Annotated in this window: 22 protein-coding genes; 17 read left to right on the forward strand and 5 right to left on the reverse strand. The window is 43.2% G+C overall.

Annotation, left to right across the window (positions count from 1 at the left end; translation table 11 throughout):
• Positions 1 to 9 precede the first annotated feature (9 nt).
• A complete protein-coding gene (gene rbr, locus BUB52_RS09960) occupies positions 10 to 588 on the forward strand; it encodes a rubrerythrin (RefSeq protein ID WP_009121994.1) in 579 nt (192 codons plus the stop codon).
• 97 nt (positions 589 to 685) lie between these two features.
• Here the strand turns inward: rbr and nadB are convergent, their stop codons facing one another.
• Positions 686 to 2,275 carry an L-aspartate oxidase gene (nadB, locus tag BUB52_RS09965; protein ID WP_009121995.1) on the reverse strand — a complete coding sequence of 530 codons (1,590 nt, stop codon included), beginning with the start codon at positions 2,273 to 2,275 and terminating at the stop codon, positions 686 to 688.
• A gap of 108 nt (positions 2,276 to 2,383) precedes the next feature.
• On the opposite strand from nadB, the gene BUB52_RS09970 reads away from it, so the two are divergent.
• The 4 genes from BUB52_RS09970 to dacB all read left to right on the forward strand — a co-directional run bounded on the left by BUB52_RS09970 (position 2,384) and on the right by dacB (position 6,153).
• Positions 2,384 to 2,779 (forward strand): PH domain-containing protein, encoded by a 396-nt coding sequence (locus BUB52_RS09970; RefSeq protein WP_009121996.1) that lies wholly within the window; start codon positions 2,384 to 2,386, stop codon positions 2,777 to 2,779.
• Positions 2,780 to 2,861: 82 nt separating this feature from the next.
• A complete protein-coding gene (gene lpdA / locus BUB52_RS09975) occupies positions 2,862 to 4,220 on the forward strand; it encodes a dihydrolipoyl dehydrogenase (RefSeq protein WP_039950760.1) in 1,359 nt (452 codons plus the stop codon).
• Between the two features lie 50 nt (positions 4,221 to 4,270).
• Entirely contained in the window at positions 4,271 to 4,708 is a 438-nt protein-coding gene (locus BUB52_RS09980) for a putative signal transducing protein (RefSeq protein WP_009121998.1), read from the forward strand.
• Between the two features lie 14 nt (positions 4,709 to 4,722).
• Entirely contained in the window at positions 4,723 to 6,153 is a 1,431-nt protein-coding gene (dacB, locus tag BUB52_RS09985) for a D-alanyl-D-alanine carboxypeptidase/D-alanyl-D-alanine endopeptidase (protein WP_039950840.1), read from the forward strand.
• A gap of 208 nt (positions 6,154 to 6,361) precedes the next feature.
• Here the strand turns inward: dacB and BUB52_RS09990 are convergent, their stop codons facing one another.
• Together BUB52_RS09990 and BUB52_RS09995 are read right to left on the reverse strand one after the other, a co-directional pair.
• The gene (locus BUB52_RS09990) at positions 6,362 to 7,858 is read right to left on the reverse strand and encodes a butyryl-CoA:acetate CoA transferase (protein ID WP_009122000.1); all 1,497 of its coding nucleotides are present in this window, start codon (positions 7,856 to 7,858) and stop codon (positions 6,362 to 6,364) included.
• Between the two features lie 49 nt (positions 7,859 to 7,907).
• The gene (locus BUB52_RS09995; RefSeq protein WP_009122001.1) at positions 7,908 to 8,288 is read right to left on the reverse strand and encodes a hypothetical protein; all 381 of its coding nucleotides are present in this window, start codon (positions 8,286 to 8,288) and stop codon (positions 7,908 to 7,910) included.
• A 428-nt stretch (positions 8,289 to 8,716) separates the two neighbouring features.
• Between BUB52_RS09995 and miaB the strand changes: the two genes are divergently transcribed.
• Positions 8,717 to 10,084: a tRNA (N6-isopentenyl adenosine(37)-C2)-methylthiotransferase MiaB gene (gene miaB, locus BUB52_RS10000; RefSeq protein WP_009122002.1), complete on the forward strand. Its 1,368-nt coding sequence runs from the start codon at positions 8,717 to 8,719 to the stop codon at positions 10,082 to 10,084.
• An 82-nt stretch (positions 10,085 to 10,166) separates the two neighbouring features.
• Here miaB and BUB52_RS10005 read toward each other — a convergent pair whose 3' ends face one another.
• Complete coding sequence (locus BUB52_RS10005) at positions 10,167 to 10,667, reverse strand: DUF3836 domain-containing protein (RefSeq protein ID WP_009122003.1); 501 nt, start codon at positions 10,665 to 10,667, stop codon at positions 10,167 to 10,169.
• 614 nt (positions 10,668 to 11,281) lie between these two features.
• Here BUB52_RS10005 and BUB52_RS10010 point away from each other — a divergent pair.
• Genes BUB52_RS10010 through truB form a run of 5 tightly spaced genes read left to right on the forward strand, consistent with a single transcriptional unit; the run spans position 11,282 to position 14,883 of the window.
• Positions 11,282 to 12,181: a class I SAM-dependent methyltransferase gene (locus tag BUB52_RS10010; RefSeq protein ID WP_009122005.1), complete on the forward strand. Its 900-nt coding sequence runs from the start codon at positions 11,282 to 11,284 to the stop codon at positions 12,179 to 12,181.
• Between the two features lie 4 nt (positions 12,182 to 12,185).
• Positions 12,186 to 13,061 carry a cell division protein FtsX gene (locus tag BUB52_RS10015; RefSeq protein ID WP_009122006.1) on the forward strand — a complete coding sequence of 292 codons (876 nt, stop codon included), beginning with the start codon at positions 12,186 to 12,188 and terminating at the stop codon, positions 13,059 to 13,061.
• Between the two features lie 40 nt (positions 13,062 to 13,101).
• Positions 13,102 to 13,335, forward strand: a complete 234-nt coding sequence (locus tag BUB52_RS10020; protein WP_009122007.1) for a DUF3098 domain-containing protein — start codon at positions 13,102 to 13,104, stop codon at positions 13,333 to 13,335.
• 34 nt (positions 13,336 to 13,369) lie between these two features.
• Positions 13,370 to 14,173 (forward strand): undecaprenyl-diphosphate phosphatase, encoded by an 804-nt coding sequence (locus BUB52_RS10025; protein ID WP_009122008.1) that lies wholly within the window; start codon positions 13,370 to 13,372, stop codon positions 14,171 to 14,173.
• Positions 14,174 to 14,178: 5 nt separating this feature from the next.
• Positions 14,179 to 14,883 (forward strand): tRNA pseudouridine(55) synthase TruB, encoded by a 705-nt coding sequence (gene truB / locus BUB52_RS10030; RefSeq protein ID WP_039950842.1) that lies wholly within the window; start codon positions 14,179 to 14,181, stop codon positions 14,881 to 14,883.
• A gap of 79 nt (positions 14,884 to 14,962) precedes the next feature.
• Here the strand turns inward: truB and BUB52_RS10035 are convergent, their stop codons facing one another.
• Positions 14,963 to 15,694, reverse strand: a complete 732-nt coding sequence (locus BUB52_RS10035) for a GntR family transcriptional regulator (RefSeq protein ID WP_009122010.1) — start codon at positions 15,692 to 15,694, stop codon at positions 14,963 to 14,965.
• Between the two features lie 243 nt (positions 15,695 to 15,937).
• Here BUB52_RS10035 and BUB52_RS10040 point away from each other — a divergent pair, with 243 nt between their 5' ends.
• From BUB52_RS10040 to BUB52_RS10065, 6 genes are read left to right on the forward strand one after another with little or no spacing between them, the layout of a single operon-like run.
• A complete protein-coding gene (locus BUB52_RS10040; protein ID WP_009122011.1) occupies positions 15,938 to 16,495 on the forward strand; it encodes a glucose-6-phosphate isomerase family protein in 558 nt (185 codons plus the stop codon).
• A gap of 13 nt (positions 16,496 to 16,508) precedes the next feature.
• Positions 16,509 to 17,441, forward strand: coding sequence for an ROK family protein (locus BUB52_RS10045; RefSeq protein WP_009122012.1), 933 nt, complete (start codon positions 16,509 to 16,511; stop codon positions 17,439 to 17,441).
• A gap of 24 nt (positions 17,442 to 17,465) precedes the next feature.
• Positions 17,466 to 19,229 carry a class I mannose-6-phosphate isomerase gene (locus BUB52_RS10050; RefSeq protein WP_009122013.1) on the forward strand — a complete coding sequence of 588 codons (1,764 nt, stop codon included), beginning with the start codon at positions 17,466 to 17,468 and terminating at the stop codon, positions 19,227 to 19,229.
• A 14-nt stretch (positions 19,230 to 19,243) separates the two neighbouring features.
• Complete coding sequence (locus BUB52_RS10055; RefSeq protein WP_039950844.1) at positions 19,244 to 20,023, forward strand: glucose-6-phosphate isomerase family protein; 780 nt, start codon at positions 19,244 to 19,246, stop codon at positions 20,021 to 20,023.
• Between the two features lie 19 nt (positions 20,024 to 20,042).
• Entirely contained in the window at positions 20,043 to 21,482 is a 1,440-nt protein-coding gene (locus BUB52_RS10060; protein WP_009122015.1) for a sugar porter family MFS transporter, read from the forward strand.
• Between the two features lie 34 nt (positions 21,483 to 21,516).
• Positions 21,517 to 24,183: a carbohydrate-binding protein gene (locus BUB52_RS10065; RefSeq protein WP_009122016.1), complete on the forward strand. Its 2,667-nt coding sequence runs from the start codon at positions 21,517 to 21,519 to the stop codon at positions 24,181 to 24,183.
• Positions 24,184 to 24,209 lie beyond the last annotated feature (26 nt).

The following is a 24,209-nucleotide window of genomic DNA, read 5'->3' on the forward strand; positions in this document are numbered from 1 at the left end:
AAAGAATTTATGAGCAAGAGTATCAAAGGAACTCAGACAGAAAAGAATCTGTTGACTTCATTCGCCGGTGAATCACAAGCAAGAATGCGTTACACTTATTTTGCAAGCGTGGCAAAAAAGGAAGGTTACGAACAAATCTCAGCCATCTTTACTGAAACAGCCGATCAGGAGAAAGAGCATGCGAAACGTATGTTTAAGTTTCTGGAAGGCGGAATGGTAGAAATTACCGCTTCTTATCCTGCAGGCGTTATCGGTACTACATTGGAGAATTTGCAGGCTGCCGCTGCAGGCGAGCACGAAGAGTGGTCTTTGGACTATCCTCACTTTGCCGATGTTGCCGAGCAAGAAGGTTTCCCCGCAATCGCTGCTATGTACCGTAACATTGCCATTGCTGAAAAAGGACACGAAGAACGTTACCGCGCTTTCGTACAGAACATTGAGAATGCTACTGTTTTCGCTAAAGAAGGTGAAGTAGTATGGCAATGCCGTAACTGCGGTTTCATCTACACAGGTAAGGAAGCTCCTGAATTGTGTCCTGCTTGTTTGCACCCGCAGGCTTACTTCGAGGTAAAGAAAGAAAATTATTAATATTCGGCATACTTGTCTGAATATTAAAATCAGGCACGGATTACACGAAAGCTCGCGGAATGCTTTGTCCGTTGAATTCGTATAATCCGTGCCTTTTTTATTCCCTCTGTGATGTATTGTTTTGAGCGTGCGGATAGTCTATCGTATAGTGCAGGCCGCGGCTTTCCTTGCGTTCCATGGCCTGACGGGTAATCAGATAACCTACGTTAATCATATTGCGCAGTTCGCAAAGCTCACGGGTTGCCTTGCTGCTCTTGAACAGTTTTTCCGTCTCCTCATAGAGAATATCCAAGCGATTCCACGCGCGGGTCAGGCGGGTATTGCTGCGGACGATGCCCACATAAGATTCCATAATCTGGTTCACCTCTTTCATACTTTGCGTAATCAATACCCGTTCTTCGTTGGAGATAGTTCCTTCATCGTTCCATTCGGGAATATCCTCATTGAAATCATAGCGTTCCAATACGCTCAGTGCATGCTTGGCGGCTGCGTCGGCATAGACCACCGCTTCAATCAGCGAGTTGGAAGCCAAACGGTTTCCGCCATGCAGGCCGGTACACGAACATTCGCCGATGGCATACAGGCGGCGGATGCTGGATTGCCCGTCCAGGTCTACTTTGATACCGCCGCAGAGGTAGTGTGCGGCAGGGGCTACGGGGATGTAGTCTTTGGTAATATCGATACCGATGTTGAGGCATTTCTTATAAATATTCGGGAAGTGCTTCTTAGTTTCTTCAGGGTCTTTATGGGTAACGTCCAGATAGACATGCTCGTCACCGCGCTGCTTCATTTCATTGTCGATGGCACGCGCCACGATGTCGCGCGGGGCGAGTGACAGGCGAGGGTCATACTTCTGCATGAATTCCTTTCCGTCCATGGTACGGAGCACGCCGCCATATCCGCGCATGGCTTCCGTTATCAGGAAACAAGGGCGGTCGCCCGGATGATAGAGGGCGGTGGGATGGAATTGGATGAATTCCATGTCTTTTACGGCGCCTTTGGCGCGATAGACCATGGCAATGCCGTCACCTGTGGCAACCAACGGGTTGGTAGTGTTACGGTATACGGCTTCGCAGCCGCCGGTTGCCATGATAGTCATTTTTGAAAGGAATGTATCCACTTCTCCGGTATTCTCGTTCAGAACGTAAGCGCCATAGCATTTGATGCCCGGAGTATAGCGGGTTACGATAATGCCCAAATGGTGTTGGGTGATGATTTCCACCGCAAAGAAATTTGTGAATACGGTGATGTTAGGATGTTGTTTTACGGCTTCAATCAGGCTGTCTTGTATCTCCGCGCCGGTATTGTCCTTGTGATGCAGGATGCGGAACTCCGAGTGTCCGCCTTCTTTATGCAGGTCGAATTCTCCGTTATCTTTCTTGTCGAAGTTCACTCCCCATTTGATAAGCTCGTTGATTTGCTCGGGAGCGTTGCGTACCACTTTTTCCACAGCTTCACGGTCGCTTATCCAGTCTCCGGCAATCATGGTGTCTTCAATATGCTTATCGAAATTGTCTACCGCCAGATTGGTGACGGAAGCGATGCCGCCTTGTGCGAAATAAGTGTTTGCTTCTTCCAGACCGGCCTTGCAGATGAGGGCTACTGTTCCTTTATGCGCCACTTTAAGCGCAAAGCTCATACCGGCAATTCCGGAGCCGATAACGAGGAAATCGAACTTTCTTACCATAGTTTCGTGTATTTAACACCGCAAAACTACAAAATAAGTACGTTCCTTGTCTCCCTTGCGGGCATTAATTCATAAAAATACCTACCTTAGCGGCAAAAACCGGATAAAATGAATCGAATTTTTCATGCGCGTATCGCTGCCGGACAGTATTTGTTTGTCATTCTGGCAGGCACAATCGCTGTTTACGGCCTTTGGGAAAAGAATATTCTTGTTGCTGTTCTTTTTATGCTCCTGCTGGTTGTCAGTATCGAGAAGCTGATTCATACTACCTATACCGTTACTACCGATAATAAGCTGTCATTGTTCTTCGGACGCTTTTCACGAGGAAAAGAAATCCCGCTGAAGGATATTACGTCGGTAGAACGCGCTTCCTCCATGCGGATAGGCAGATTTGCCGTTATGCGCTATGTACTGATAAGGTATGGAGAGGGTAAGTGCGTGGCGCTTCTTCCTGTTAAAGAGGAAGAGTTTATCCGTCTGCTCGAGCAGCGTATATCACGATAAATTATAATTATGTGAGGTATCATGCTTTTTTTCTGAATTTCTTGTTGTATCTTGCATGCAGAAATCTATAAATGCAAGAACTATGAAATATCAAATTGCCATTATCGGTGGAGGTCCGGCGGGATATACGGCTGCGGAAACAGCCGGAAAGGCCGGCCTGAGTGTTGTGCTTTTTGAGAAACGAATCCTTGGCGGGGTGTGCCTGAATGAAGGGTGTATTCCTACCAAGACTTTATTGTATTCGGCAAAAACGTATGACAGCGCACGTCACGCGTCCAAATATGCGGTCAATGTATCGGAAGTTTCGTTCGACTTGCCCAAAATCATAGCACGTAAACAGAAAGTGGTACGTAAACTGGTGTTGGGTGTCAAAGGAAAGCTGACCGCCAATAATGTGACTATTGTAAATGGCGAGGCCTCAATCGTAGATAAGAATCATATTCTGTGCGGTGACGAAACGTATGAATGTGATAATTTATTGCTTTGCACAGGCTCGGAAACTTTTATTCCGCCTATTCCCGGAATAGATACGGTGCCTTACTGGACGCATCGTGATGCGTTGGACAATAAAGAGTTTCCGAGATCGCTGGTTGTCATCGGCGGTGGAGTCATCGGCATGGAGTTTGCCTCATTCTTTAATAGTCTGGGGGTGGAGGTCACTGTTATCGAGATGCTGGATGAAATATTGGGCGGAATGGATAAGGAACTGTCCGCCATGCTTCGTGCGGAGTATGCCAAGCGCGGTATTAAATTCATGCTGAATACGAAGGTGGTGTCATTGGACGGAAGTGCGGGAGAAAACGGCGAAACTCAGGTACGGGTAAATTATGAAAATGCCGAAGGTACAGGTTTTTCAGTTGCGGAGAAGTTATTGATGAGCGTCGGCCGTCGGCCGGTAACGAAAGGTTTAGGATTGGAAAATTTGAATCCGGAGAAAACAGAACGTGGAAACATACGGGTTGACGGGCAGATGCGGACTTCGGTTACGGGTGTGTATGCATGCGGGGATTTAACCGGATTCTCTTTGCTGGCACATACTGCTGTACGCGAGGCGGAAGTGGCGGTACATGCCGTTTTGGGCAAGAAAGACTGTATGAGTTACAGGGCTATCCCCGGCGTGGTATATACCAATCCTGAAATTGCGGGTGTGGGGGATACGGAAGAAGCCTTGCAGAAAAAGGGTATTCCCTATCGTACGGTAAAGCTGCCTATGGCTTATTCCGGTCGTTTTGTCGCGGAGAATGAAGGGGTTAACGGTATGTGCAAGTTACTGCTGGCAGAAGATGATACTGTTTTGGGAGCACATGTGCTGGGTAATCCGGCTTCGGAGATTATCACGTTGGCAGGTATGGCTGTCGAACTCAAGCTGACTGCTGCGGAATGGAAAAAAATAGTATTCCCGCATCCTACGGTAGGCGAAATCTTTAAGGAAGCTCTTTAACCGGATGACGGATATTTTGTAATACTCACTTAAATGGAATACATTATATTATGAAAATCGTAAAGTTGATGACTTGCGATTCTGCAACTCAAGCCCACATTGTTCAGGGAGCGTTACAGAATGAAGGAATTGATTCCATGTTGCGGAATGAGAATATGTCCACACTACTGGCCGGATTGCAAGTAGGTGATCTGACAGGAGTGGATATATTGGTGGGTGAAAAAGACTATGAAGCGGCAATCAGCCTGTTGGAACAAAACCAGATGATTCCTGAACAATTGAAATACTGTCCTTTCTGCGGTTCCCCCGATATTAAGTTCGTATTGAGGAAAGGGCATCGGATGAGGGCTGTTGCCGCGGTTATTGCCTCTTTGTTGGCCAGTGCCGCTCCGGGCACCAACCATTGGGAGTATGTTTGTAATCAATGTAAAGGAAGATTTGAGAAACCGGTTGCCAAAAACAGCCGGACAACTGACGAACCTGAATGATAGCTTGTAAGAAGATGAGAAAATATATCTTATTCCCGATTGTATTGGTTTTGACGTTAATTCCCAGTATATTGTCTGCACAGGGAGTATCACCTGAAACAAACTCTCTTTCTTCGCGGTTGGATACATTGATAAAGTATCGGTTACCCGCAGGTTCTAATGTATCTATTTCAGTGTATGACTTGACTGCTGATAAGGCTCTGTATAGTTATCAGGCGGATAAGCTTTCCCGTCCGGCCTCTACAATGAAGTTGCTGACTACGATTACGGCGCTTGCGCGCCCTGAGGCGGACGAGCCTTTTTGTACGGAGGTTTGGTACAAGGGCGTGATTGAGCGTGATACGCTGAAAGGAGATATATACGTTGTCGGAGGTTTCGACCCGGAATTTGATGATGAAGCGTTGGATTCTTTGGTCGGTAAGGTGTCTCGTTTGCCTTTCTCTGTGGTTCAAGGCAAGATATATGGCGATGTTTCCATGAAAGACTCTTTGTATTGGGGAAGCGGTTGGCTGTGGGATGATACGCCCTATTCTTTTCAGCCATACCTGTCGCCGCTGATGCTCGATAAAGGAGTGGTTACGATAACTGCTTTTCCCGGTGTGCAGGGTGATACGGCACGTTTGGAATGCACTCCCGCTTCGTCTTACTATACGTTGACCAATACAACAAAAACCCGCGCCCCCTCTGCCGGACGTTTTCGTGTATCCCGCGATTGGCTGGAGAATGGCAATGACATAACGGTATCGGGTAATGTGGACGGGAAGCGTACCGGTACGGTGAATATCTATTCTTCGCAGGACTTCTTTATGCATACGTTCCTGGAGCGTTTACGGGCAAAAGGTATCCGTTGCCTGCCGGATTATTCTTTCAGCGAGTTTCAAAAAGACAGCGTTTCAGTGCGAATGGCATCTTATAATACTTCTGTACAGGCAGTAGTCAATCAAATAATGAAAGAGAGTGATAACTTGAATGCAGAAGCTATGTTATGCCGTTTAGGTGCGCAGTTTACGGGCGGGAGGCATATCTCTGCCGAAGACGGACTTTCGGCTATCCGCCGGTTGATAAAAAAGCTGGGCTATGTTCCCGACCGTTATAATCTGGCGGACGGTTGCGGACTTTCCAACTATAACTATATCTCGTCGGAACTTTTAGTTGCCTTCTTGAAATTCGCTTATTCACGTACGGATGTGTTTCAGAAATTATATAAGGCATTGCCTATCGGCGGAGTGGACGGAACACTGAAAAACCGTATGAAGAAAGGGACGCCTTCTTATAAGAAAGTGCATGCTAAAACCGGTTCTTTTACGGCTATAAATTGCCTGGCAGGTTATTTAAAGGCAGATAACGGGCATCAGATCGCTTTTGCCATAATGAATCAGAATGTGCTTTCCGGCAGGGAGGCACGTAAATTCCAAGATACTGTCTGTGATATACTTATCCGATGAATGACCGGTACCGGTTGGTATGGATTGATAAAGAGCTGTTAAAATAACGCTCTGATTAACCTATCATTCTGCTATTCGGAACGGAGTGAATAATCTCTTCCCTTTATATAGCTAAGAGAGAAGATTCTTCGTCGCAAGCTCCTCCGAATGACAGAATGATAGGTTGATCAGAGCGTTGTCAGCCTTTTATCAAAGGCGTATTTAGCCTTTATTTGTACTGTGCCCAGTCGATATTCTTCATATCCCCGCTTTTTGCCAGTTCGGCGTGCATAGCCAGGGCGGCACGCATGGCATGAGGAGTCTGTGCCTTACCATCGGTCAGTTTCAGATAATCCCACAGGATATTCTTATAATCCGGATGAACACAGTTCTCAATGATTGCCTGAGCACGTTCTTTCGGGCTCTTGCCGCGCAGGTCGGCAACACCTTGTTCGGTAACGATGATGTTGACATCATGCTCGCTGTGGTCTACATGAGAAACCATCGGGACGATAGCGCTGATTTTGCCTTCTTTGGCGACAGACGGGCAAGTAAAGATAGAGATATAGGCGTTGCGCGTAAAATCGCCCGAACCGCCGATACCGTTCATCATCTTCGTACCGCCGATATGGGTGGAGTTTACGTTTCCGTAGAGGTCGGCTTCAATGGCTGTGTTGATAGAGATAATACCTAAACGGCGTACTACCTCGGGACTGTTGGATATTTCCGACGGACGGAGAACCAGCTTGTCGCGGAAGAAATCCATATCCTCGTATATACCGTTCAGGCAGTCGTTGGTTACGGTCAGTGAACAAGCGCTGCCAAACTTCACGCGACCTTCGCGAATCAGTCCGATAACGGAATTCTGGATAACCTCTGTGTACATCTCGAATGCCGGAATGGTCTTGTCGCGTCCTAAAGCGCCTAACACCGCGTTGGCGATATTTCCTACGCCCGACTGCAACGGCAGGAAGGTGGAGGGAATAATACCGCGCTTCATATCTGCGGCAAGGAAGTCGGCTACGTTCTGTCCGATTTTGTCAGTCAGCGGGTCGGCGGCGGCAAATGAGCGTGCTTCGTCCGGCCAGTTGGTTTCTACGACACCTACAATCTTCTTCGGGTCAACCTGGATATAAGGCTGTCCGATACGGTCGCTCGGCTTGAAGATAGGTATTTCGCGGCGGTAAGGCGGGTCAAGCGGTTCGTAGACATCGTGCAGTCCCATGGCGTTTTTACTGTGTGCGGCATTCAGCTCTATGATAATCCGGTCGGCGAGGCGGCAGATGGTAGGAGCGATACCGCCGGCGGCGGTCAGGTAGATTTTACCGTCGGGTGTCACTTCGCAGGCTTCGATGATGGCGACATCTACTTTTCCCATAAAGCCGTAGCGCACTTCTTGCGCCATTTGCGACAAATGGATGTCGTTGTAGGCAATCTCGCCGTTGTTTACCGCTTTACGGAAATCGGGATTGGTTGTGTAAGGAGCACGGTAGCGGATAGCTTTGACGCGTGAAAGGATACCGTCGCAGGAGTCACCGGTAGAGGCTCCTGTAAAAATGCCTATCTGGAAAGGGTTTCCTTTGGCATGTTCCGCTTCTGCTATTTTTGCCAGTTCGGCCGTAACGGCCTTGGCTGTTCCTGCGGGAGTAAATCCGCTCAGGCCGATATTGTAGCCATGTTTAATCAGGCTCGCAGCTTCTGCTGCTGAAATGTAATTAAATGCCATAATGTATAGTTATTTTTCGTGTAAGGAATCAACTCAACTTTCAATCGCGTTAATATTTTCGTTGTAATATCTCTCCCCAGATGATAGCCTTGCGCGCTTCCTCTGCCGAGTGTATTTCAAATTCGGATGAGGCGTCGGCAGGTTCGGGAAGTGTATTGTCGGTATCTTGCTGAATGAAAGGCTGTTTCTTGACGGGCTTATGTTTTTTTTCTGTTTTCTTGCGTATTACGGCGGCTTCGGGTTTGGGGTCTTCCGGGATGTAACCGCCGTAAGTTCCGTCGCTCCAGCTTTCAGGAAGGGGATTCTCTTCATCGAACACAGGCATGGCGGGGCTGTTGCCAGCTTTCTTTTTTGCTTCTTTCTTTGCTTGTCTGACAAAACTTATAACAATAATGCCTGCAATTAACAGAAATTTGAAGATGTCTTCCATAAGCCTTTCTTTGTTTTTTCACCGCCAAAGGTAATTATTTAATCTGATTGTAGCCAACAAATTGGCATTAAAAAAGGGCAGCTTCACAGCTCCCCTTGTTTTTTTAACCTAAACCTTAACTATGAAAAAATCTAATGTTTCTTTCATTCCACAAAATTGGAAATTTATTCCAACAATGCCAAATTAACACTCGGAAAATGTTTACTTGCTTAACATAAATTAGTAGAAACGCATCAAATAGAGGGGATTATGTGTTATTTTTCCATGGTTTCATCACTTTATTGGAAGGGAAGAAGTATCTTTGCACGCTGTCATTCAGAGCATGGCGAAGAATCACTTCCCTCTGACTACATAAAGGGAGCAGGTTTTTCGCTACGCTCTGAATGACAAAATGTAACTAATATAACTTGATTTTAAACAAACTGATTATGGAAAATGTGACGGGAGCAGACTTTAAATCTGCAACTGCCGATGAGAACAAAAAGTTGTTCATCGAAACCTATGGCTGCCAGATGAATGTGGCCGATAGTGAAGTGATAGCCTCTGTGATGCAGATGGCGGGATATTCGGTGGCCGAAACGCTGGAAGAGGCGGATGCGGTATTCATGAATACCTGCTCTATCCGTGATAATGCCGAACAAAAGATTTTAAACCGCCTGGAGTTTTTTCATTCGCTCAAGAAGAAGAAAAAGAATCTGATTGTCGGCGTATTGGGATGCATGGCGGAGCGTGTCAAAGACGACCTGATTACGAACCATCATGTCGACCTGGTGGTAGGTCCGGATGCTTACCTTACTTTGCCCGACCTGATAGCTGCCGTAGAGGCAGGCGAGAAAGCCATCAACGTGGAGCTTTCCACAACGGAAACTTATCGTGATGTGATACCTTCGCGCATTTGCGGAAATCATATTTCGGGTTTTGTTTCCATTATGCGCGGCTGCAATAACTTTTGTACCTATTGCATCGTTCCCTACACCCGCGGACGGGAACGCAGCCGGGATGTGGAAAGCATCCTGAATGAAGTTGCCGATTTGGTGGCTAAGGGTTATAAGGAAGTGACCTTGCTGGGACAGAATGTCAACTCTTACCGTTTTGAAAAGGCGGATGGGGAAGTGATAACTTTCCCCGCGTTGCTGCGTACCGTGGCCGAGTCGGCTCCGGGCGTCCGTATCCGTTTTACCACCTCTCATCCCAAAGATATGAGCGACGAGACCCTGCAAGTCATCGCGGAAGTTCCCAATGTATGCAAGCATATACACTTGCCCGTGCAGAGCGGAAGCAGCCGTATCCTGAAGTTGATGAACCGTAAATATACCCGTGAGTGGTACCTGGAACGTGTTGACGCCATTCGCCGCATCATTCCGGATTGCGGCTTGTCTACGGATATTTTCTCCGGCTTCCATTCGGAAACGGAAGAAGACCACCGGCTTTCCCTCTCCCTGATGGAGGAGTGCGGTTATGACGCCGCCTTTATGTTTAAGTATTCCGAACGTCCGGGTACGTATGCCAGCAAGCATTTGCCGGATGATGTGCCTGAGGAAGTGAAGATTCGTCGTCTGAATGAGATTATCGCTTTGCAAAACCGTCTTTCTGCAGAGGCCAACGCCCGTTGCGTAGGAAAAACTTATGAGGTGCTGGTAGAAGGTGTTTCCAAACGCTCGCGCGACCAGCTCTTCGGACGCACCGAACAGAACCGGGTAGTTGTTTTCGACCGGGGAACGCACCGGACGGGCGATTTTGTGACGGTTAAGATTACAGAAAGCAGTTCGGCGACGCTGAAAGGTGAAGAAGTTTAGTTTGATATAAAAAAGGCAGGGGAGCACGAACCTCGCGGTCTATGCTCCCCTTATTAATGTATTGTTAACTTTAATTTTTCTGTTATTCCGCCATTGCCAGCAAGTTTGCCGTATGGTCTATACGGTTGTAGCTTACCAGTGTCCAGTTGGATTTTTCACTGTTCTTTTCATAGCTTTTGTAAGCTACCGGCATGTTCTCTTCGTTCATTTCATATACGCTTTTCTTCATATCCTTGTCATAAGCCTTGTGAGCCTTGTTCCAACGTGCGTATGACATGATGATTTCATTGTTTTCGTATTGGTAAGACATCTTGAAGTAAGGTGTCCATCGGCTTTGCAGGCTGTCCCATTTGGAAGCGGTCTTGCCGGTCAGGCGGTTTTCGTTGTCGTATGTAAATTCATAACGCATGTGGTTGTAGAGGTATGTGCCGTCTTGCTTGAAGATTGTTTTTGCTACTACCAAGTCATTCTTTACTTCTTCATTGGTGATGAAGTTGTCCTGAGCCTTTACTTCCGAGTTCATTACGCTTACGATAATCATTGCTACGAATGCGATTGCTTTGAATAAATTTGTAGTTTTCATAATCTTTATTTTTTTATTGTTACTATTTCCGTTTTATTTTTAGACGTTGTTTCCGATATAAAAAGTTGCCTTTTCGGTTCATCTTTTTTCGAACGCCTTCGCCTGATAAAAGTCAAATCCTGTGCCAAAGATATAAATCGTTGATTATCAATTATTATTATGCTTATGCGTCTGTTCGTTATCGGACACTTGTCCGCTCAAGACCGAACACAAAGGCTGTGATTAGTTTATTCTGCAGGAATAACAGGCATCTCCCCGCTCTCTGTTATCTTCTTTGTTTGCGAATTTTAATTCGTCAGACAGTTGTTATCCTTTCGTTAGACAGCCGTTGACTTTGCGTTAAACAACTGTCTAACGAAAGGGCGACAATTGTCTGACGCAATAATGACTACCGTTTAACGGATTAATGTCTGCCTGTTTCTTGGTTGTAGTCTTAATGCGCGACTCTTAATTGCGGTGAATTCCTTCCTTGTCACTTTCGACGCAGCATTACTTTTATTAAATCTCCTTAATGAAAGCCTTGTAAATCACTTTTTATTTGTTATTTTGCACCAAATTTAGGATAAGTGCGGTCTGTTCGGTTCAGACTGCACTTCCTTATTGGTAAACGTTCGATGAATAAACTCACTATAAAAGCTTGTCCGGTATGTGGCGGAACGCATTTGGAGCGTACCCTGACCTGCATAGACCATTATGCCTCGGGTGAAGTATTCCACTTGTGCCGTTGCAGGGACTGTGGTTTTATATTGACCCAGGATTTTCCCGCAGAAGCGGAAATCGGACGCTATTATGAAACTCCCGATTATATATCCCATTCAGATACGAAGAAAGGGGTGATGAACTCCGTATACCATTGGGTGCGCAGCTATATGTTGAAGCGCAAGGCGCGCTTGGTGGCGCATGAAGCGCATCGTAAAACAGGACGTCTGCTGGACATCGGCACGGGAACCGGTTATTTTGCCGATACAATGAAGCGTTGCGGCTGGCAGGTGGAAGCCATTGAAAAGAACGCCCATGCACGCGCTTTTGCCAAGGAGCATTTCGGCTTGGAGGTAAAGCCCGATACGGCTTTGAAGGATTTTGAACCGGATAGTTTTGATGTCATTACGCTGTGGCACGTAATGGAGCACCTTGAACCGTTGAATGAGACTTGGGAAACGCTGAACTCGTTGCTGACGGAAAAAGGGGTGCTGATTGCAGCCGTACCCAACTGCTCTTCGTACGACGCCAGGAAATACGGAGCTTATTGGGCTGCCTACGATGTGCCCCGGCATTTGTGGCATTTTACTCCCGGCACTATCCAGCGGCTGGGTTCCAGGCATGGCTTTATTTTGGCGGAGCGTCATCCCATGCCGTTTGACGCGTTCTACGTATCCATGCTGACAGAGAAAAATATGCGCCGTTCATGTCCGTTCATACGGGGCATGATTACCGGTACATTGGCATGGTTCCATGCATTGGTAAGGAAAGAGCGCAGCAGTTCCATGATTTATGTGTTTCGTAAAAAAAGGTGATTTAATGAAAGCTAAACGTAATTCGGTATCCTATTTTGATATGCAGTTCATCACATCCAGCATAAGTACTACATTGGTATTGCTGTTGTTGGGCTTGGTGGTGTTCTTTGTATTGGGGGCTCACAACCTTTCCGTATACGTAAAGGAGAATATCAACTTCTCTATTCTTATCAGTGATGATATGAAAGAGAGTGATATCCTGAAACTGCAGAAGAAACTGGATAAAGAGCCGTTTGTGAAGGAGACGGAATATATCTCCAAGAAACAGGCGCTTCGCGAACAAACCGAGGCGATGGGGACAGACCCGCAGGAGTTCCTCGGCTATAATCCTTTTACGGCGTCCATCGAGATTAAGTTGCATTCCGATTATGCCAATTCGGACAGCATTGCCAAGATAGAGAAGAAAATCAAGAGGAACACGAATATTCAGGAAGTACTTTACCAGAAAGACCTGATAGATGCGGTGAATGATAATATCCGCAATATCAGTCTGATGCTGTTGGGTTTGGCTGTCATTCTGACTTTCATTTCCTTTGCGCTGATTAACAATACAATCCGTCTGACTATCTACTCCAAACGCTTCCTTATCCATACAATGAAGCTGGTAGGGGCGAGTTGGAGCTTTATCAGGCGTCCGTTCCTGCGGCGTAATTTCTGGATAGGAGTATTGTCGGCTGTCATTGCCGATGCCGTTCTGTGGGGAGCCGCCTATTGGCTGGTTTCTTATGAACCGGAGTTAATCAGGGTGATTACGCCTGAGGTGATGTTGCTGGTTTCCGTTGCCGTACTGGTGTTCGGAGTGCTCATTACCTGGTTGTGTGCATTGCTCTCTATCAACAAGTATCTGAGGATGAAGGCGAGTACATTGTATTATATATAAGAGGTAAGAAATAGTAAATCATTAAATAGTAAATAAATAGATGAGTAAACAGAAGTTCGCTTTTGACAAGACCAATTTTATTCTGCTTGCTGTCGGTATGGCGGTGGTAATACTTGGTTTTATTCTAATGACCGGCCCTGTATCTACACCGACACACTTTGAACCGGACATTTTTAGTGTAAGACGTATTAAGGTGGCTCCATTGGTTTGCCTTTTGGGATTTGTATTTATGATATATGCCGTATTGCGTAAACCGAAAACGGAGAAGGAATAGCGGTTGTTTTTAACTTTTAATTTTATTTGAAGAAGTGGATTGGTTTGAAGCGCTTATTCTTGGGCTTATTCAAGGATTGACAGAATATTTGCCGGTTAGCAGCAGCGGACATTTGGCTATCGGATCGGCATTATTTGGAATTCAGGGGGAAGATAATCTGGCTTTCACCATAGTAGTTCATGTAGCTACCGTATTCAGTACATTGGTAGTGCTTTGGAAAGAGATTGAATGGATTTTCCGCGGATTGTTTAAATGGAAAATGAATGAAGAAACCCGTTATATCATCAATATCTTGATATCTATGATACCCGTTGGTATTGTGGGAGTATTCTTTAAGGAGGAAGTAGAGATGATTTTTGGTTCGGGGTTGTTTATTGTGGGATGTTGTCTGTTGCTGACCGCTTTGTTACTGAGCTTTTCCTATTATTACAAGCCGAAACAGAAAGACAGGATTTCCATGAAAGATGCGTTCATCATAGGTTTGGCGCAGGCTTGTGCTGTGTTGCCGGGGCTTTCACGTTCGGGCAGTACCATTGCCACCGGCTTGCTTTTGGGAGATAACAAGGCCAAGCTGGCGCAGTTTTCTTTCCTCATGGTGATACCGCCTATTTTGGGTGAAGCGTTGCTGGACGGTGTCAAGATGATAAAAGGAGAGTCCGTTGCGGGAGATATTCCGGGATTCTCGTTGCTTATAGGTTTTTTGGCGGCTTTTATCTCAGGTTGTCTTGCATGTAAATGGATGATTAATATAGTGAAGAAAGGTAAGTTGATCTACTTTGTTATTTATTGTGCAATAGCCGGTATCGTTACGCTGGTAGTTTCACAAATGCAGGGATGAAGCAGATGAATTTTAAAGAAGGAGAAGTTCTGTATTTCAATAAACCGTTGGGATGGACATCGTTCAAGGTCGTAGGCCATGCGCGCTATCACATCTGCCGGCGGATGAAGGTAAAGAAACTGAAAGTAGGCCATGCGGGTACACTCGATCCTCTCGCTACGGGAGTGATGATAGTGTGTACGGGCAAGGCTACAAAACGGATTGAAGAATTTCAGTATCATACCAAGGAGTATATCGCCACCATCCGGCTGGGCGCTACCACTCCTTCCTATGATTTGGAACATGAGATAGACGCTACCTATCCTACGGAGCATATCACGAGGGAGCTGGTAGAGGAGACTTTGAAGAGGTTCATCGGCGAGATACAGCAAGTGCCTCCCGCTTTCTCGGCCTGCATGGTGAACGGTAAACGCGCCTATGACCTTGCCCGCAAAGGCGAGGAGGTGGAGCTGAAGCCCAAGTTGCTGGTGATTGACGAGATTGAACTGCTGGAATGTAATCTGCCGGAAATCAAGGTTCGGGTAGTGTGCAGCAAGGGTACGTACATCCGTGCTTTGGCGCGTGACATCGGTGAGGCGTTGAATAGCGGCGCTCATCTTACGGCTTTGGAGCGCACCCGCGTAGGGGATGTCCGCATAGAGGATTGCCTTAATCCGCTTGATTTCAAAGAGTGGATAGACGGGCAGGATATAAAATACGAAGAACTATAACAGAACTGTTATTTGTTTATAGTTCTTTATTTTTCTTTTTTTATATTATATGCTTTTATATAATATGTATGAACATACTCTATCTTTCTGCTTCTATTGTATATGTGAAACTTTCTGCTCTGTAATAACCAATGTTATACTCTACAGGTATGTTGTTAATATCATATACAAATCTTTTGCGAATTAGGATTGGATCATTAGCTTTAATTTCTAATTTATCAGCTATGATTTCACCTGCTAAGCGGGCGGATATTTCTTCTTTACTTGTTTTTACTATAATATGGTAATTTGTTTCCAATAACTCATAAAGTGGTTTTGTGAAGTTCTCTTCACCTGTTAAAGGAATTATTGGGTTAAAATAAGAAATGAAGTAGACAAAAGGGAATTCTTTATTTCCTCTAACCCTTTCTAACACTACACATCGTTTTATATTATTTTCATAAGGTATCTCAAAAAAACTAGCAATTTCTTTAGAGGGTTTTTTTAAACTAACATGGAGTTCAAAATTGCGGACCTCTATGCCTAACATCTTCATTTCCTGAGAGAAACTTAGCCAATTTTTTACTCCTCCTACTATTCCTTTTTTAGCCACTTTTGTACCATATCCTTTTTTTCTGGTTAAAAGGCCTTCGAATACTAATTTATTAATAGCTTGTCGTAGTGTGTTTCTAGATATGTTTAATTGTTCAGACAATTCTACTTCATTTGGAAGTAGTTTCCCATTTTTGTACTCTTCTTTGTCTATTAACTTTCTTAATACCTCTTCTGCTTGAATATGAAGTGGTTTACTGCTAGTATGATCTATTTCCATAATCGTTAATTAAGTAAATATATAGCAAAAGTAGCTTTTTTTTAAAAAATATCCAAATTTTATTTTGAAATAAAAATGTAATTTATATATTTGCACAATCATATATATGTTCATACATACAAAACAAATAAGAAGTGTCTGTAAGAAATAAAATATAGAAAGGGCGTTTCTTGAATTTTTTTAGTCATTCTAAATCAGATGTGGTTATAAAATAGAATATTAACTTATTAATTATCATACAGTATGGAAGATGCACTAATATTTTTACCTAAATTAATTTTTACGGGTAAGGAACTCATAGGTGAAAATGTAGAAAGAATAACTCGTAGGATGGGTGATTTGCGAGATGTGTTTGAGGATAAGGCGGCATTTGAGGTTATGGATCCAAATTTAATCGCTTACCATGTTTCTAGTATATTTCCCGTGAAAGAGGGAACGCCTGGTGGTCTGTTTATGGGAATAACCTATCTGATGCCTGGAAAAGTAGGAGATGAATATTTCATGACGAAAGGACATTTTCATTCTAATATTGATCGTGCTGAATTTTATTGGGGTGTGGAAGGTGAAGGTATGCTTATCCTGATGAATGAAGCACGTGATGTTTGGGCTGAGCGCATGTATCCGGGAAGTTTACATTATATCCCAGGGGGAATTGCTCATCGTGTGGCTAATGTAGGTAATAGTATATTGACTTTCGCGGCCAGTTGGCCCTCAGATGCTGGGCATAATTATGGTATAATAGCTCGTGAGGGATTTGCTCGCCGTCTGAAAGAAGTGAATGGAAAGCCAGAATTAATCTAAGTGGAGAGATAATATGCATTATATAGGAATAGACTTAGGTGGTACTATCATAAAAGTGGGATTGGTGGAAGACGGTAAGGTAGTAGATGTCAAAAAACTTGATGCAGGATCGAAATATGGTTTAATGCCCCGTTTGGATTTCATAGCGAATGCTATTGATAATTTGTTATTGGAGAATAATATTTCTTCTAATGAGTTAGGTGGAGTGTTTCTTGCATTTCCGGGTATTGTAAATGTACGTTCTAAACGGATAGTGTCAACCAATGCTAAATATGATGATGCCCCTTCTATTGATTTACAGTGTTGGTGCTGTGAACATTGGAATGTACCGTTTGCTATTGATAATGATGCTCGTGCCGCTACGGTAGGTGAATGGCAGTTTGGAGTAGCTTATGGTAAGAAGAATGTTGTAATGATGACTATTGGTACAGGAATTGGTACCGGGGTGATTCTTGAGGGGAAATTACTTTATGGGCAACATTATCGAGCCGGTTCTTTAGGTGGTCATTTGATTGTCAATTACCAGGGAAGAAAATGCAGTTGTGGTAATGTGGGATGTGTAGAAGCTCATGCATCTTCTTTCTTCTTACCACAGATAATTCAAGAAAATGAGTTTCTCAGCCAGAATTTTCGAAATGATATAGCTAACTATAATTTTAAGGAACTGTTTGCGCAGGCTGCTGCTGGTATAGTAGATGCTAAATTGGTGATCGAGAACTGTATGGATGTATGGAGTGCTGCAATCGTGAATTATATTCATGCTTATGATCCACAGGTTGTAATTTTGGGTGGAGGTATAATGAAGAGCAAGGATGTAATATTACCTTATATACGTAGAAAAGTGAATGCATTAGCTTGGTGTCCCGATGGGAAAGTGGAGATTATGGCTTCTATATTAGGTGATGATGCGGCATTGATAGCTGCCGGATATTATTTTTTTAAATAGGTTTTTCTTTTATTCAATAAAACTATGAACAAGTATTTACTAAATAATAAAAAATCGAATTATGACAAGTTTCCGGTAGTGCAAGTACCGGGAGAAGAACATAGTTGTGTAACAGGCTGGGAGAACGTAACCGCTGAGTTACGTTCTCTGTTACAACAGAAAAAAATTTTGGTAGTAGAATGTTATCAAGGAGTGCATGATGATGAAGTATTAAAGGCATTGTATGAAGGTTTTCCCGAGGCTTGCATTCTTGAATCTGTAGCAGCGATGAAAGGTCAGGACGCTTTGTATAATACAATCAAAGATGATGTGACTGATGATGAGATATTTGGCTATATGACGCGATATACAATGGAGGTTTATTTCGATAATGCCAAAGTAGAGCATATGCGTAAATTGATAACCTCTTCTTCTGCAGAATATATCATAATTTATGGTGTAGGAGCTTCTTATATTTGGCAGGAACCTGCTATCTTGGCCTATCTTGATATGGCACGTTGGGAAATCCAACTTCGTTTTCGTCGTAATGAAGTTACAAACATAGGATTTAAGAATCAGGCAGAACGTGCTTCTCTTCAGTATAAACAGGCATTTTTTGTTGATTGGCGTATCTGTGATCGTTGGAAAAAGCAGATCATGAAACAAATAGATGTTTTTATAGATACTAATAAAACTGGAGAACCTAAAATGGCGTCTGCTGCAGCTATTTTTAAAGGGTTGGATATTGCTGCATCGCGTCCATTTCGTGTCGTACCCTATTTTGACCAGGGCCCATGGGGCGGACAATGGATGAAAGAAATATGTGACCTTGATAAAGAGGCAATAAACTATGCTTGGTGTTTTGATTGTGTTCTTGAGGAAAATAGTCTTCTTTTGGGGTTTGGCGATGTGTGTTTTGAAATACCTTCTATTGATTTAGTGTTTACTCATCCCGTACAATTATTAGGCCCCAATGTATATGGACGTTTTGGTGATGAATTTCCTATCCGTTTTGACTTTCTGGATACGATGGAGGGAGGCAATCTAAGTCTTCAGGTTCATCCGTTGGTAGAGTATATCCAAGAGAAATTCGGGATGCATTATACTCAGGAGGAGAGTTATTATATTTTAGATGCAAAAGAAGATGCAAAAGTCTATTTGGGATTGAAAGAGGGAGTAAATCCGGAAGTCATGGTAGATGAATTATGCCAAGCGCAGAAAAGTGGTGTATTTGATGTTGAGAAGTATGTGGGTGTATATGAGGTAAAGAAGCATGATCATGTGCTCATTCCACCTGGTACGATACACTGTTCCGGTTCGAATAGTATGGTATTGGAAATCAGTGCTACTCCTTATATTTTTACTTTTAAACTTTGGGATTGGGGCAGATTAGGTCTGGATGGACGTCCTCGCCCTATCAATATAGAACATGGAAAACATGTGATTCAATGGGATCGCACGGAGAGTTGGGTAAAGAAGGAAGCTATCAACTGTTTTGTTACGATTGCGGAGGATGAAGGATGGCTTGAAGAACATACCGGATTACATGAACGTGAATTTATTGAAACTCGTCGTCACTGGTTTACTGGTAAGGTACTTCATAAAACTAATGGTTCTGTACAAGTTCTGAACTTGGTAGAGGGACGTGAAGTTATTGTGGAAAGCCCGGCGGGTGCTTTTACTCCTTTTGTGGTTCATTATGCTGAAACATTTATAATTCCGGCAGCGGTAGATACATATACCATTCGTCCTTATGGCGAATCGGAAGGGAAAGAATGTGCAACCATTAAAGCTTATATACGAAAATGACAAACAGTAGAGAAATGCCTTTTAATCCAGGTTTTGAAATCAACCCGACATTTTCACCAATGGGTTTTGAGTATGGAAATGATGTGTTCGGTCCAAAGGTTGAAAACAGAATGTTGAATGATATCCGAAAAAGTCTGATGAATCCCACTTGTGAAGGACCTGAAATCGTTTATTCTATTGCGATGGATGTAGGTAAGAAAGAGCATAAAGCTCTTTTGGAAAAAATGCATTTACTATATGGGGTGGTGACTTATGCTGCCGGACGTCTGGGTGATGAACCTATCCGCAGTCAGGGACATATACATAAAGTATCACCTTACAGTGGATGGTCTACTCCCGAAGTGTATGAAATCTGGTCGGGTGAAGCTATTATTTATATGCAGGAATATGCTGAGGACCATCCGGGGCGTTGTTTTGCTGTATATGCAAAAGCTGGAGAAGTAGTAATTGTACCACCCTATTGGGCACATGCCACAATTAGTGCAAATCCCGAACTTCCGCTTACGTTCGGGGCTTGGTGTGACCGTGAGTATGGGTTTGTTTATGACGGAGTGCGTGCTCATGGAGGTATTGCTTGGTTTCCTGTTTTCAATAGTGAGAATAAAATAGAATGGAGGGCAAATTCCCAATACCAAACTTCTGAATTAATCTGTAAAACACCTAATGATTATTCTGCATTGGGAATAGAGGCTGGCAAGAGTATTTATGAAATTTTTGAAAAAGACCCCGATACTTTTCTATATGTCCCTTCTCCTCAACTGAGAGAGGATGTCTGGAAGAATTTTATACCTTAATTATTAATACTTTACGAGAATGAAAAACACTAATCAACATAAAAATCCTGTTCTGGTTTACGTTATAGCCATTATTGCTGCTACAGGAGGATTATTATTTGGATTTGATACTGGTGTCATTTCAGGAGCCATTCCTTTTCTGCAGAAAGACTTTGGCATTGATGACGGTGTAATTGAACTTATTACTACAGCCGGACTTGTTGGTGCTATTGCCGGAGCATTATTTTGCGGTAAAGTTACTGATTATTTGGGGCGTAAGAAGGTGATACTTGCTTCCGCTGTGATATTTGCGATAGGAGCTGTTTGGTCCGGGATTGCACCGGACTCTACGAACTTGATTCTGGCACGTCTTTTTCTGGGTATAGCCATTGGAGTATCTTCATTTGCAGTACCTCTTTATATTGCAGAGATATCACCAACCAATATTCGGGGAACTTTGGTTTCAATGTTTCAGTTGATGGTAACATTAGGAGTGCTTGTTTCTTATTTATCAGACCTGTTTTTTGCAGATGAAGTAGATGTAACTTGTTGGCGTCCGATGTTTTATGCAGGCATACTTCCGGCTCTTATCTTATTGATAGGTATGTTCTGTATGCCCGAGAGTCCCAGATGGTTAATGAGTAAAGGGCGTAAGCAGAAAGCAATGCTTATCTTGAATAAGATTGAAGGGCATGGAGCAGCTGAAGAAGTGGCACATTCTATTAATGAAGAGATAGAAAAAAGTAAGAATGAAATTTCAAAATGGAGTGAGCTTATAAAGCCTACATTGCGTACACCGCTTTTCATAGCTATTGGAATAATGTTCTTTCAACAGTTTGTAGGTATTAACACTGTGATATATTATAGCCCTAAGATTTTCTTTATGGCTGGTTTCGATGGAGCTGTTTCTGCTATTTGGGCAGCTGTCGGTGTAGGTGTTGTTAATGTGGTTGCAACTCTTGTTTCTATCTATTTTGTAGATAGGCTGGGACGTCGTAAACTCTATTTCACAGGGCTTACCGGTATTATTTTATCCTTGATAACTTTATCTTTAAGTTTTGTCTTTGTCAATGAGTTGGGTAATGCCGGACAATGGCTGACGGTTATTTTTATGTTCCTGTATGTGGCCTTCTTTGCTATTAGCATCGGTCCGTTAGGCTGGTTGATAATCTCGGAGGTATTTCCACAGAAAGTACGCGGATTGGGAGCCTCAGTAGGTTCACTTTCAGTGTGGGTATTCAATAGTATCGTATCCTTTACTTTCTTTAAAATAGTGAATGCTTTGACCATACCCGGTACTGAAATAATGGTTGATGGGGAACAAGTGGGAAATCCTGCCGGTGCATTTGGTTTCTATGGACTTATAGCTTTGCTGGCACTTATATGGGGATACTTCTATGTTCCGGAAACTAAGGGAATATCATTGGAGAAAATAGAAGATTACTGGAGGAAAGGCGGCAAGCCGCGCAATCTAAAATAATAGATATTTATTGAATTATATAAACTGCAAGAATATGAAAAAACTCATGCTTATCTCTTTACTGTTTTGTATAAGTACTATACCCATAGCTTCACAAACAGTATCTGAATGGATGTTTCATATACGTGGAACAGATGAATATATGTATGCCAATAAGCATACGCTAAAGACAGGCAAAGACCCTTATGATGATAATTTTCTGTGGATGATAGAAGCCATGAATAATGAGGCAGTCCGTATTCGTAATAAACAGACAGGCGAATATTTACAATTGGGCGACAATGGACATGTACGACTTATGCCAATGTCAGACAGCCAGGATCAATCTTTTATCTGGTCTTATGCAGGTTTTACTCATGATCACATGACCAATTGTGGATGGTTTACTTTAAGTAATTCCGAAGGAGATAAAGATTCGTACCTTGTTGCTCAAAATGGGGGAATCTACTATTTGCCCGTAGATCGTAATACAGAGTTCAAAGCCCATTGGACACCGGTTAGGAAAAATAGTGCAGGTTTACCGTTTGTTCTTTCTCCCAATGAGGTTATAGAATCTTCGTTTTTAGGAGAACGTAAGGCAATAGCCTTGTCGGAGGGGGAAATAGTGTCAAACTATCATGGAACCAACCACTGGAAACTTTCACGTGATATTTCTGCATTTCCGCGTTTTACAGCTAAAGGAAATATGCTGGTGCCTGCTCTTTATAATATGGCACTCGAAGAAATGTTACAGGATGTTCGTACGGATTCTACTTATATGGCAGGAGCTTTATGGCCTGATACCTGGACACGTGATGCAGTATATAGTATTTATTTTTCCTATTCTTGGATCATGCCCGAGGTATCTCGTCGTACTTTGGAAAAACAGACTTTAAAGAATCCAAGTGAAGCCCTGCAAGATACGGGTAGTGGTGGCTCTTATCCTATTTCTACAGATCGTGTTGTGTGGGCTATTGCTGCCTGGGAATATTATTTGGTGACGGGTGATAAGATATGGCTGCAGGAAGCTTACGAAGGATTACGCAATACTGCATTAAAAGATTTGCACGTTGCTTTTGATTCTAATGTGAACCTCTTCAAAGGTGAGACTTGCTCTATGGATTGGCGTACCCATACCTATCCCAATTGGTTTACAAATGTAAATATAGGAGAGTCTTTCTCTTGTGGTACGAATGCATTGCACTTCTTTCTCTATCGCTTTCTTACCAATGCGGGAAGTATCCTTAAAGTGCCGGCAGAGGAACGGGAACTGTGGAGTGGTGTTAGCGAAAAGTTGAAAAAGGGAATGAATGAGCATTTCTGGAATGAAGAGAAAGGTTTATTCGAATGCTATTTGTATCCTGAGATTTTAGGATATGTTTCTTCGCAGAGAGTAGGTTGTATGTCAAATGGGCTGGCTGCTATTTTAGGAGTTGCCTCATCCGAACAAGTTGGTAAAGTCGTACAAAATTCACCGATGTATGCATACGGGGCAGCAGTTTTATATCCCAGTATTCCCGATGATTTTGCCTATCATAATAAAAGTATATGGCCGGTTTGGCAGACACCGCTAATGTATGCAGCCAAGTCTTCAGGGAATTCTGTAGTAACTGAACACCTGATGAAATCACTCATTCGCCAATCGGCTCTTTTTTTAACCCACAAAGAAAACCTAACTTACGACACAGGCTATGATCGTAACACTGCATTGAATTCTGACAGGCAACTTTGGTCGGTTGCTTCTTATATCAGCATGGTGTATCGTGTACTTTTCGGAATGGAACTGACAATGGAAGGAATACATTTCAATCCTGTATTGCCGGCATGGGTAGGAACTGAAATCAAGTTGGAGCATTTTAAGTATCGTGATGCCGTCTTAAATATTACAGTGAAGGGGGAAGGAACGAAAATTGCATCACTTATTGTAAATGGCAAGAAGAAGAACACATCCTATATATTGCCTGCCGGAGCTAAAGGCATTTATGATATAGTTATAGCTGTGACTAAAGAGAATGAAAGTAATGAAAAGATAAATAGAGTGCCTGCAGGTCCGCATAATTGCTGGTCACCTATAGAACCTGTCATCCGTTTGGAAAATAAATATATTCATTGGACTATGCAGCCTGGAGTAACTTATCGTCTGAAGGGTATGGGTGTGGATAAAGAGGTACAGTCTCCTTATAATCTGCAAAAAGAAAAGCCAGGATATTATTCTGTATGTGCAGTTGACGAACAAGGAATTGAATCCGATCTTTCCAATCCTGTACTTTATACTTCTTATGAGAGACGGTATGAGGCAGAGGATTTTACTGAGACAGTATTTATAAAAACTGATGAAAAAGGTTATTCCGGTAACGGCTATGTGAAAGACTATTCTGTTAATCCGGCCAATCTTTCAATAGCAATAGACATTCCTGAAACAGGTGATTATGTGATTCGTTTCACGGGAGCTAACGGACATGGACCTCATAATACTTTTTGTACAATTCGTTCTTTGTTTCTGGATGAAAAGGATTGTGGAACAATCATCCTGGAAGCTTATGGTGATTGGGAAGAATGGACACAATCCAATCATATTGTGTTGCGTAGCCTATCCGCCGGAAAGCATACATTGTCTTTAAAGATTAACCCGGAAGGGAAGGGATTTGATAATAACATGTCTTTCAATAAAGAAAACCTTAATGATTGGCTTATTGACTACTTAACCGTCGTACGATTATAATATTCGTACAGATAATTCATATATAA

The organism is Bacteroides clarus YIT 12056, assembly GCF_900129655.1.
In the GTDB taxonomy this organism is placed as follows: domain Bacteria; phylum Bacteroidota; class Bacteroidia; order Bacteroidales; family Bacteroidaceae; genus Bacteroides; species Bacteroides clarus.

What these genes read in the sequence shown, in the direction of transcription:
- BUB52_RS09995 (WP_009122001.1), bottom strand. Translation starts at nt 8,288, where the DNA reads ATGGAAGACATCTTCAAATTTCTGTTAATTGCAGGCATTATTGTTATA.
- BUB52_RS10055 (WP_039950844.1), top strand. Translation starts at nt 19,244, where the DNA reads ATGCCTTTTAATCCAGGTTTTGAAATCAACCCGACATTTTCACCAATG.
- BUB52_RS10045 (WP_009122012.1), top strand. Translation starts at nt 16,509, where the DNA reads ATGCATTATATAGGAATAGACTTAGGTGGTACTATCATAAAAGTGGGA.
- BUB52_RS10060 (WP_009122015.1), top strand. Translation starts at nt 20,043, where the DNA reads ATGAAAAACACTAATCAACATAAAAATCCTGTTCTGGTTTACGTTATA.
- BUB52_RS10015 (WP_009122006.1), top strand. Translation starts at nt 12,186, where the DNA reads ATGAAAGCTAAACGTAATTCGGTATCCTATTTTGATATGCAGTTCATC.
- dacB (WP_039950840.1), top strand. Translation starts at nt 4,723, where the DNA reads ATGAGAAAATATATCTTATTCCCGATTGTATTGGTTTTGACGTTAATT.
- BUB52_RS09990 (WP_009122000.1), bottom strand. Translation starts at nt 7,858, where the DNA reads ATGGCATTTAATTACATTTCAGCAGCAGAAGCTGCGAGCCTGATTAAA.
- BUB52_RS09980 (WP_009121998.1), top strand. Translation starts at nt 4,271, where the DNA reads ATGAAAATCGTAAAGTTGATGACTTGCGATTCTGCAACTCAAGCCCAC.
- miaB (WP_009122002.1), top strand. Translation starts at nt 8,717, where the DNA reads ATGGAAAATGTGACGGGAGCAGACTTTAAATCTGCAACTGCCGATGAG.
- BUB52_RS10020 (WP_009122007.1), top strand. Translation starts at nt 13,102, where the DNA reads ATGAGTAAACAGAAGTTCGCTTTTGACAAGACCAATTTTATTCTGCTT.
- nadB (WP_009121995.1), bottom strand. Translation starts at nt 2,275, where the DNA reads ATGGTAAGAAAGTTCGATTTCCTCGTTATCGGCTCCGGAATTGCCGGT.
- BUB52_RS09970 (WP_009121996.1), top strand. Translation starts at nt 2,384, where the DNA reads ATGAATCGAATTTTTCATGCGCGTATCGCTGCCGGACAGTATTTGTTT.
- BUB52_RS10005 (WP_009122003.1), bottom strand. Translation starts at nt 10,667, where the DNA reads ATGAAAACTACAAATTTATTCAAAGCAATCGCATTCGTAGCAATGATT.
- BUB52_RS10050 (WP_009122013.1), top strand. Translation starts at nt 17,466, where the DNA reads ATGAACAAGTATTTACTAAATAATAAAAAATCGAATTATGACAAGTTT.
- BUB52_RS10065 (WP_009122016.1), top strand. Translation starts at nt 21,517, where the DNA reads ATGAAAAAACTCATGCTTATCTCTTTACTGTTTTGTATAAGTACTATA.
- BUB52_RS10040 (WP_009122011.1), top strand. Translation starts at nt 15,938, where the DNA reads ATGGAAGATGCACTAATATTTTTACCTAAATTAATTTTTACGGGTAAG.
- BUB52_RS10035 (WP_009122010.1), bottom strand. Translation starts at nt 15,694, where the DNA reads ATGGAAATAGATCATACTAGCAGTAAACCACTTCATATTCAAGCAGAA.
- rbr (WP_009121994.1), top strand. Translation starts at nt 10, where the DNA reads ATGAGCAAGAGTATCAAAGGAACTCAGACAGAAAAGAATCTGTTGACT.
- BUB52_RS10010 (WP_009122005.1), top strand. Translation starts at nt 11,282, where the DNA reads ATGAATAAACTCACTATAAAAGCTTGTCCGGTATGTGGCGGAACGCAT.
- truB (WP_039950842.1), top strand. Translation starts at nt 14,179, where the DNA reads ATGAATTTTAAAGAAGGAGAAGTTCTGTATTTCAATAAACCGTTGGGA.
- lpdA (WP_039950760.1), top strand. Translation starts at nt 2,862, where the DNA reads ATGAAATATCAAATTGCCATTATCGGTGGAGGTCCGGCGGGATATACG.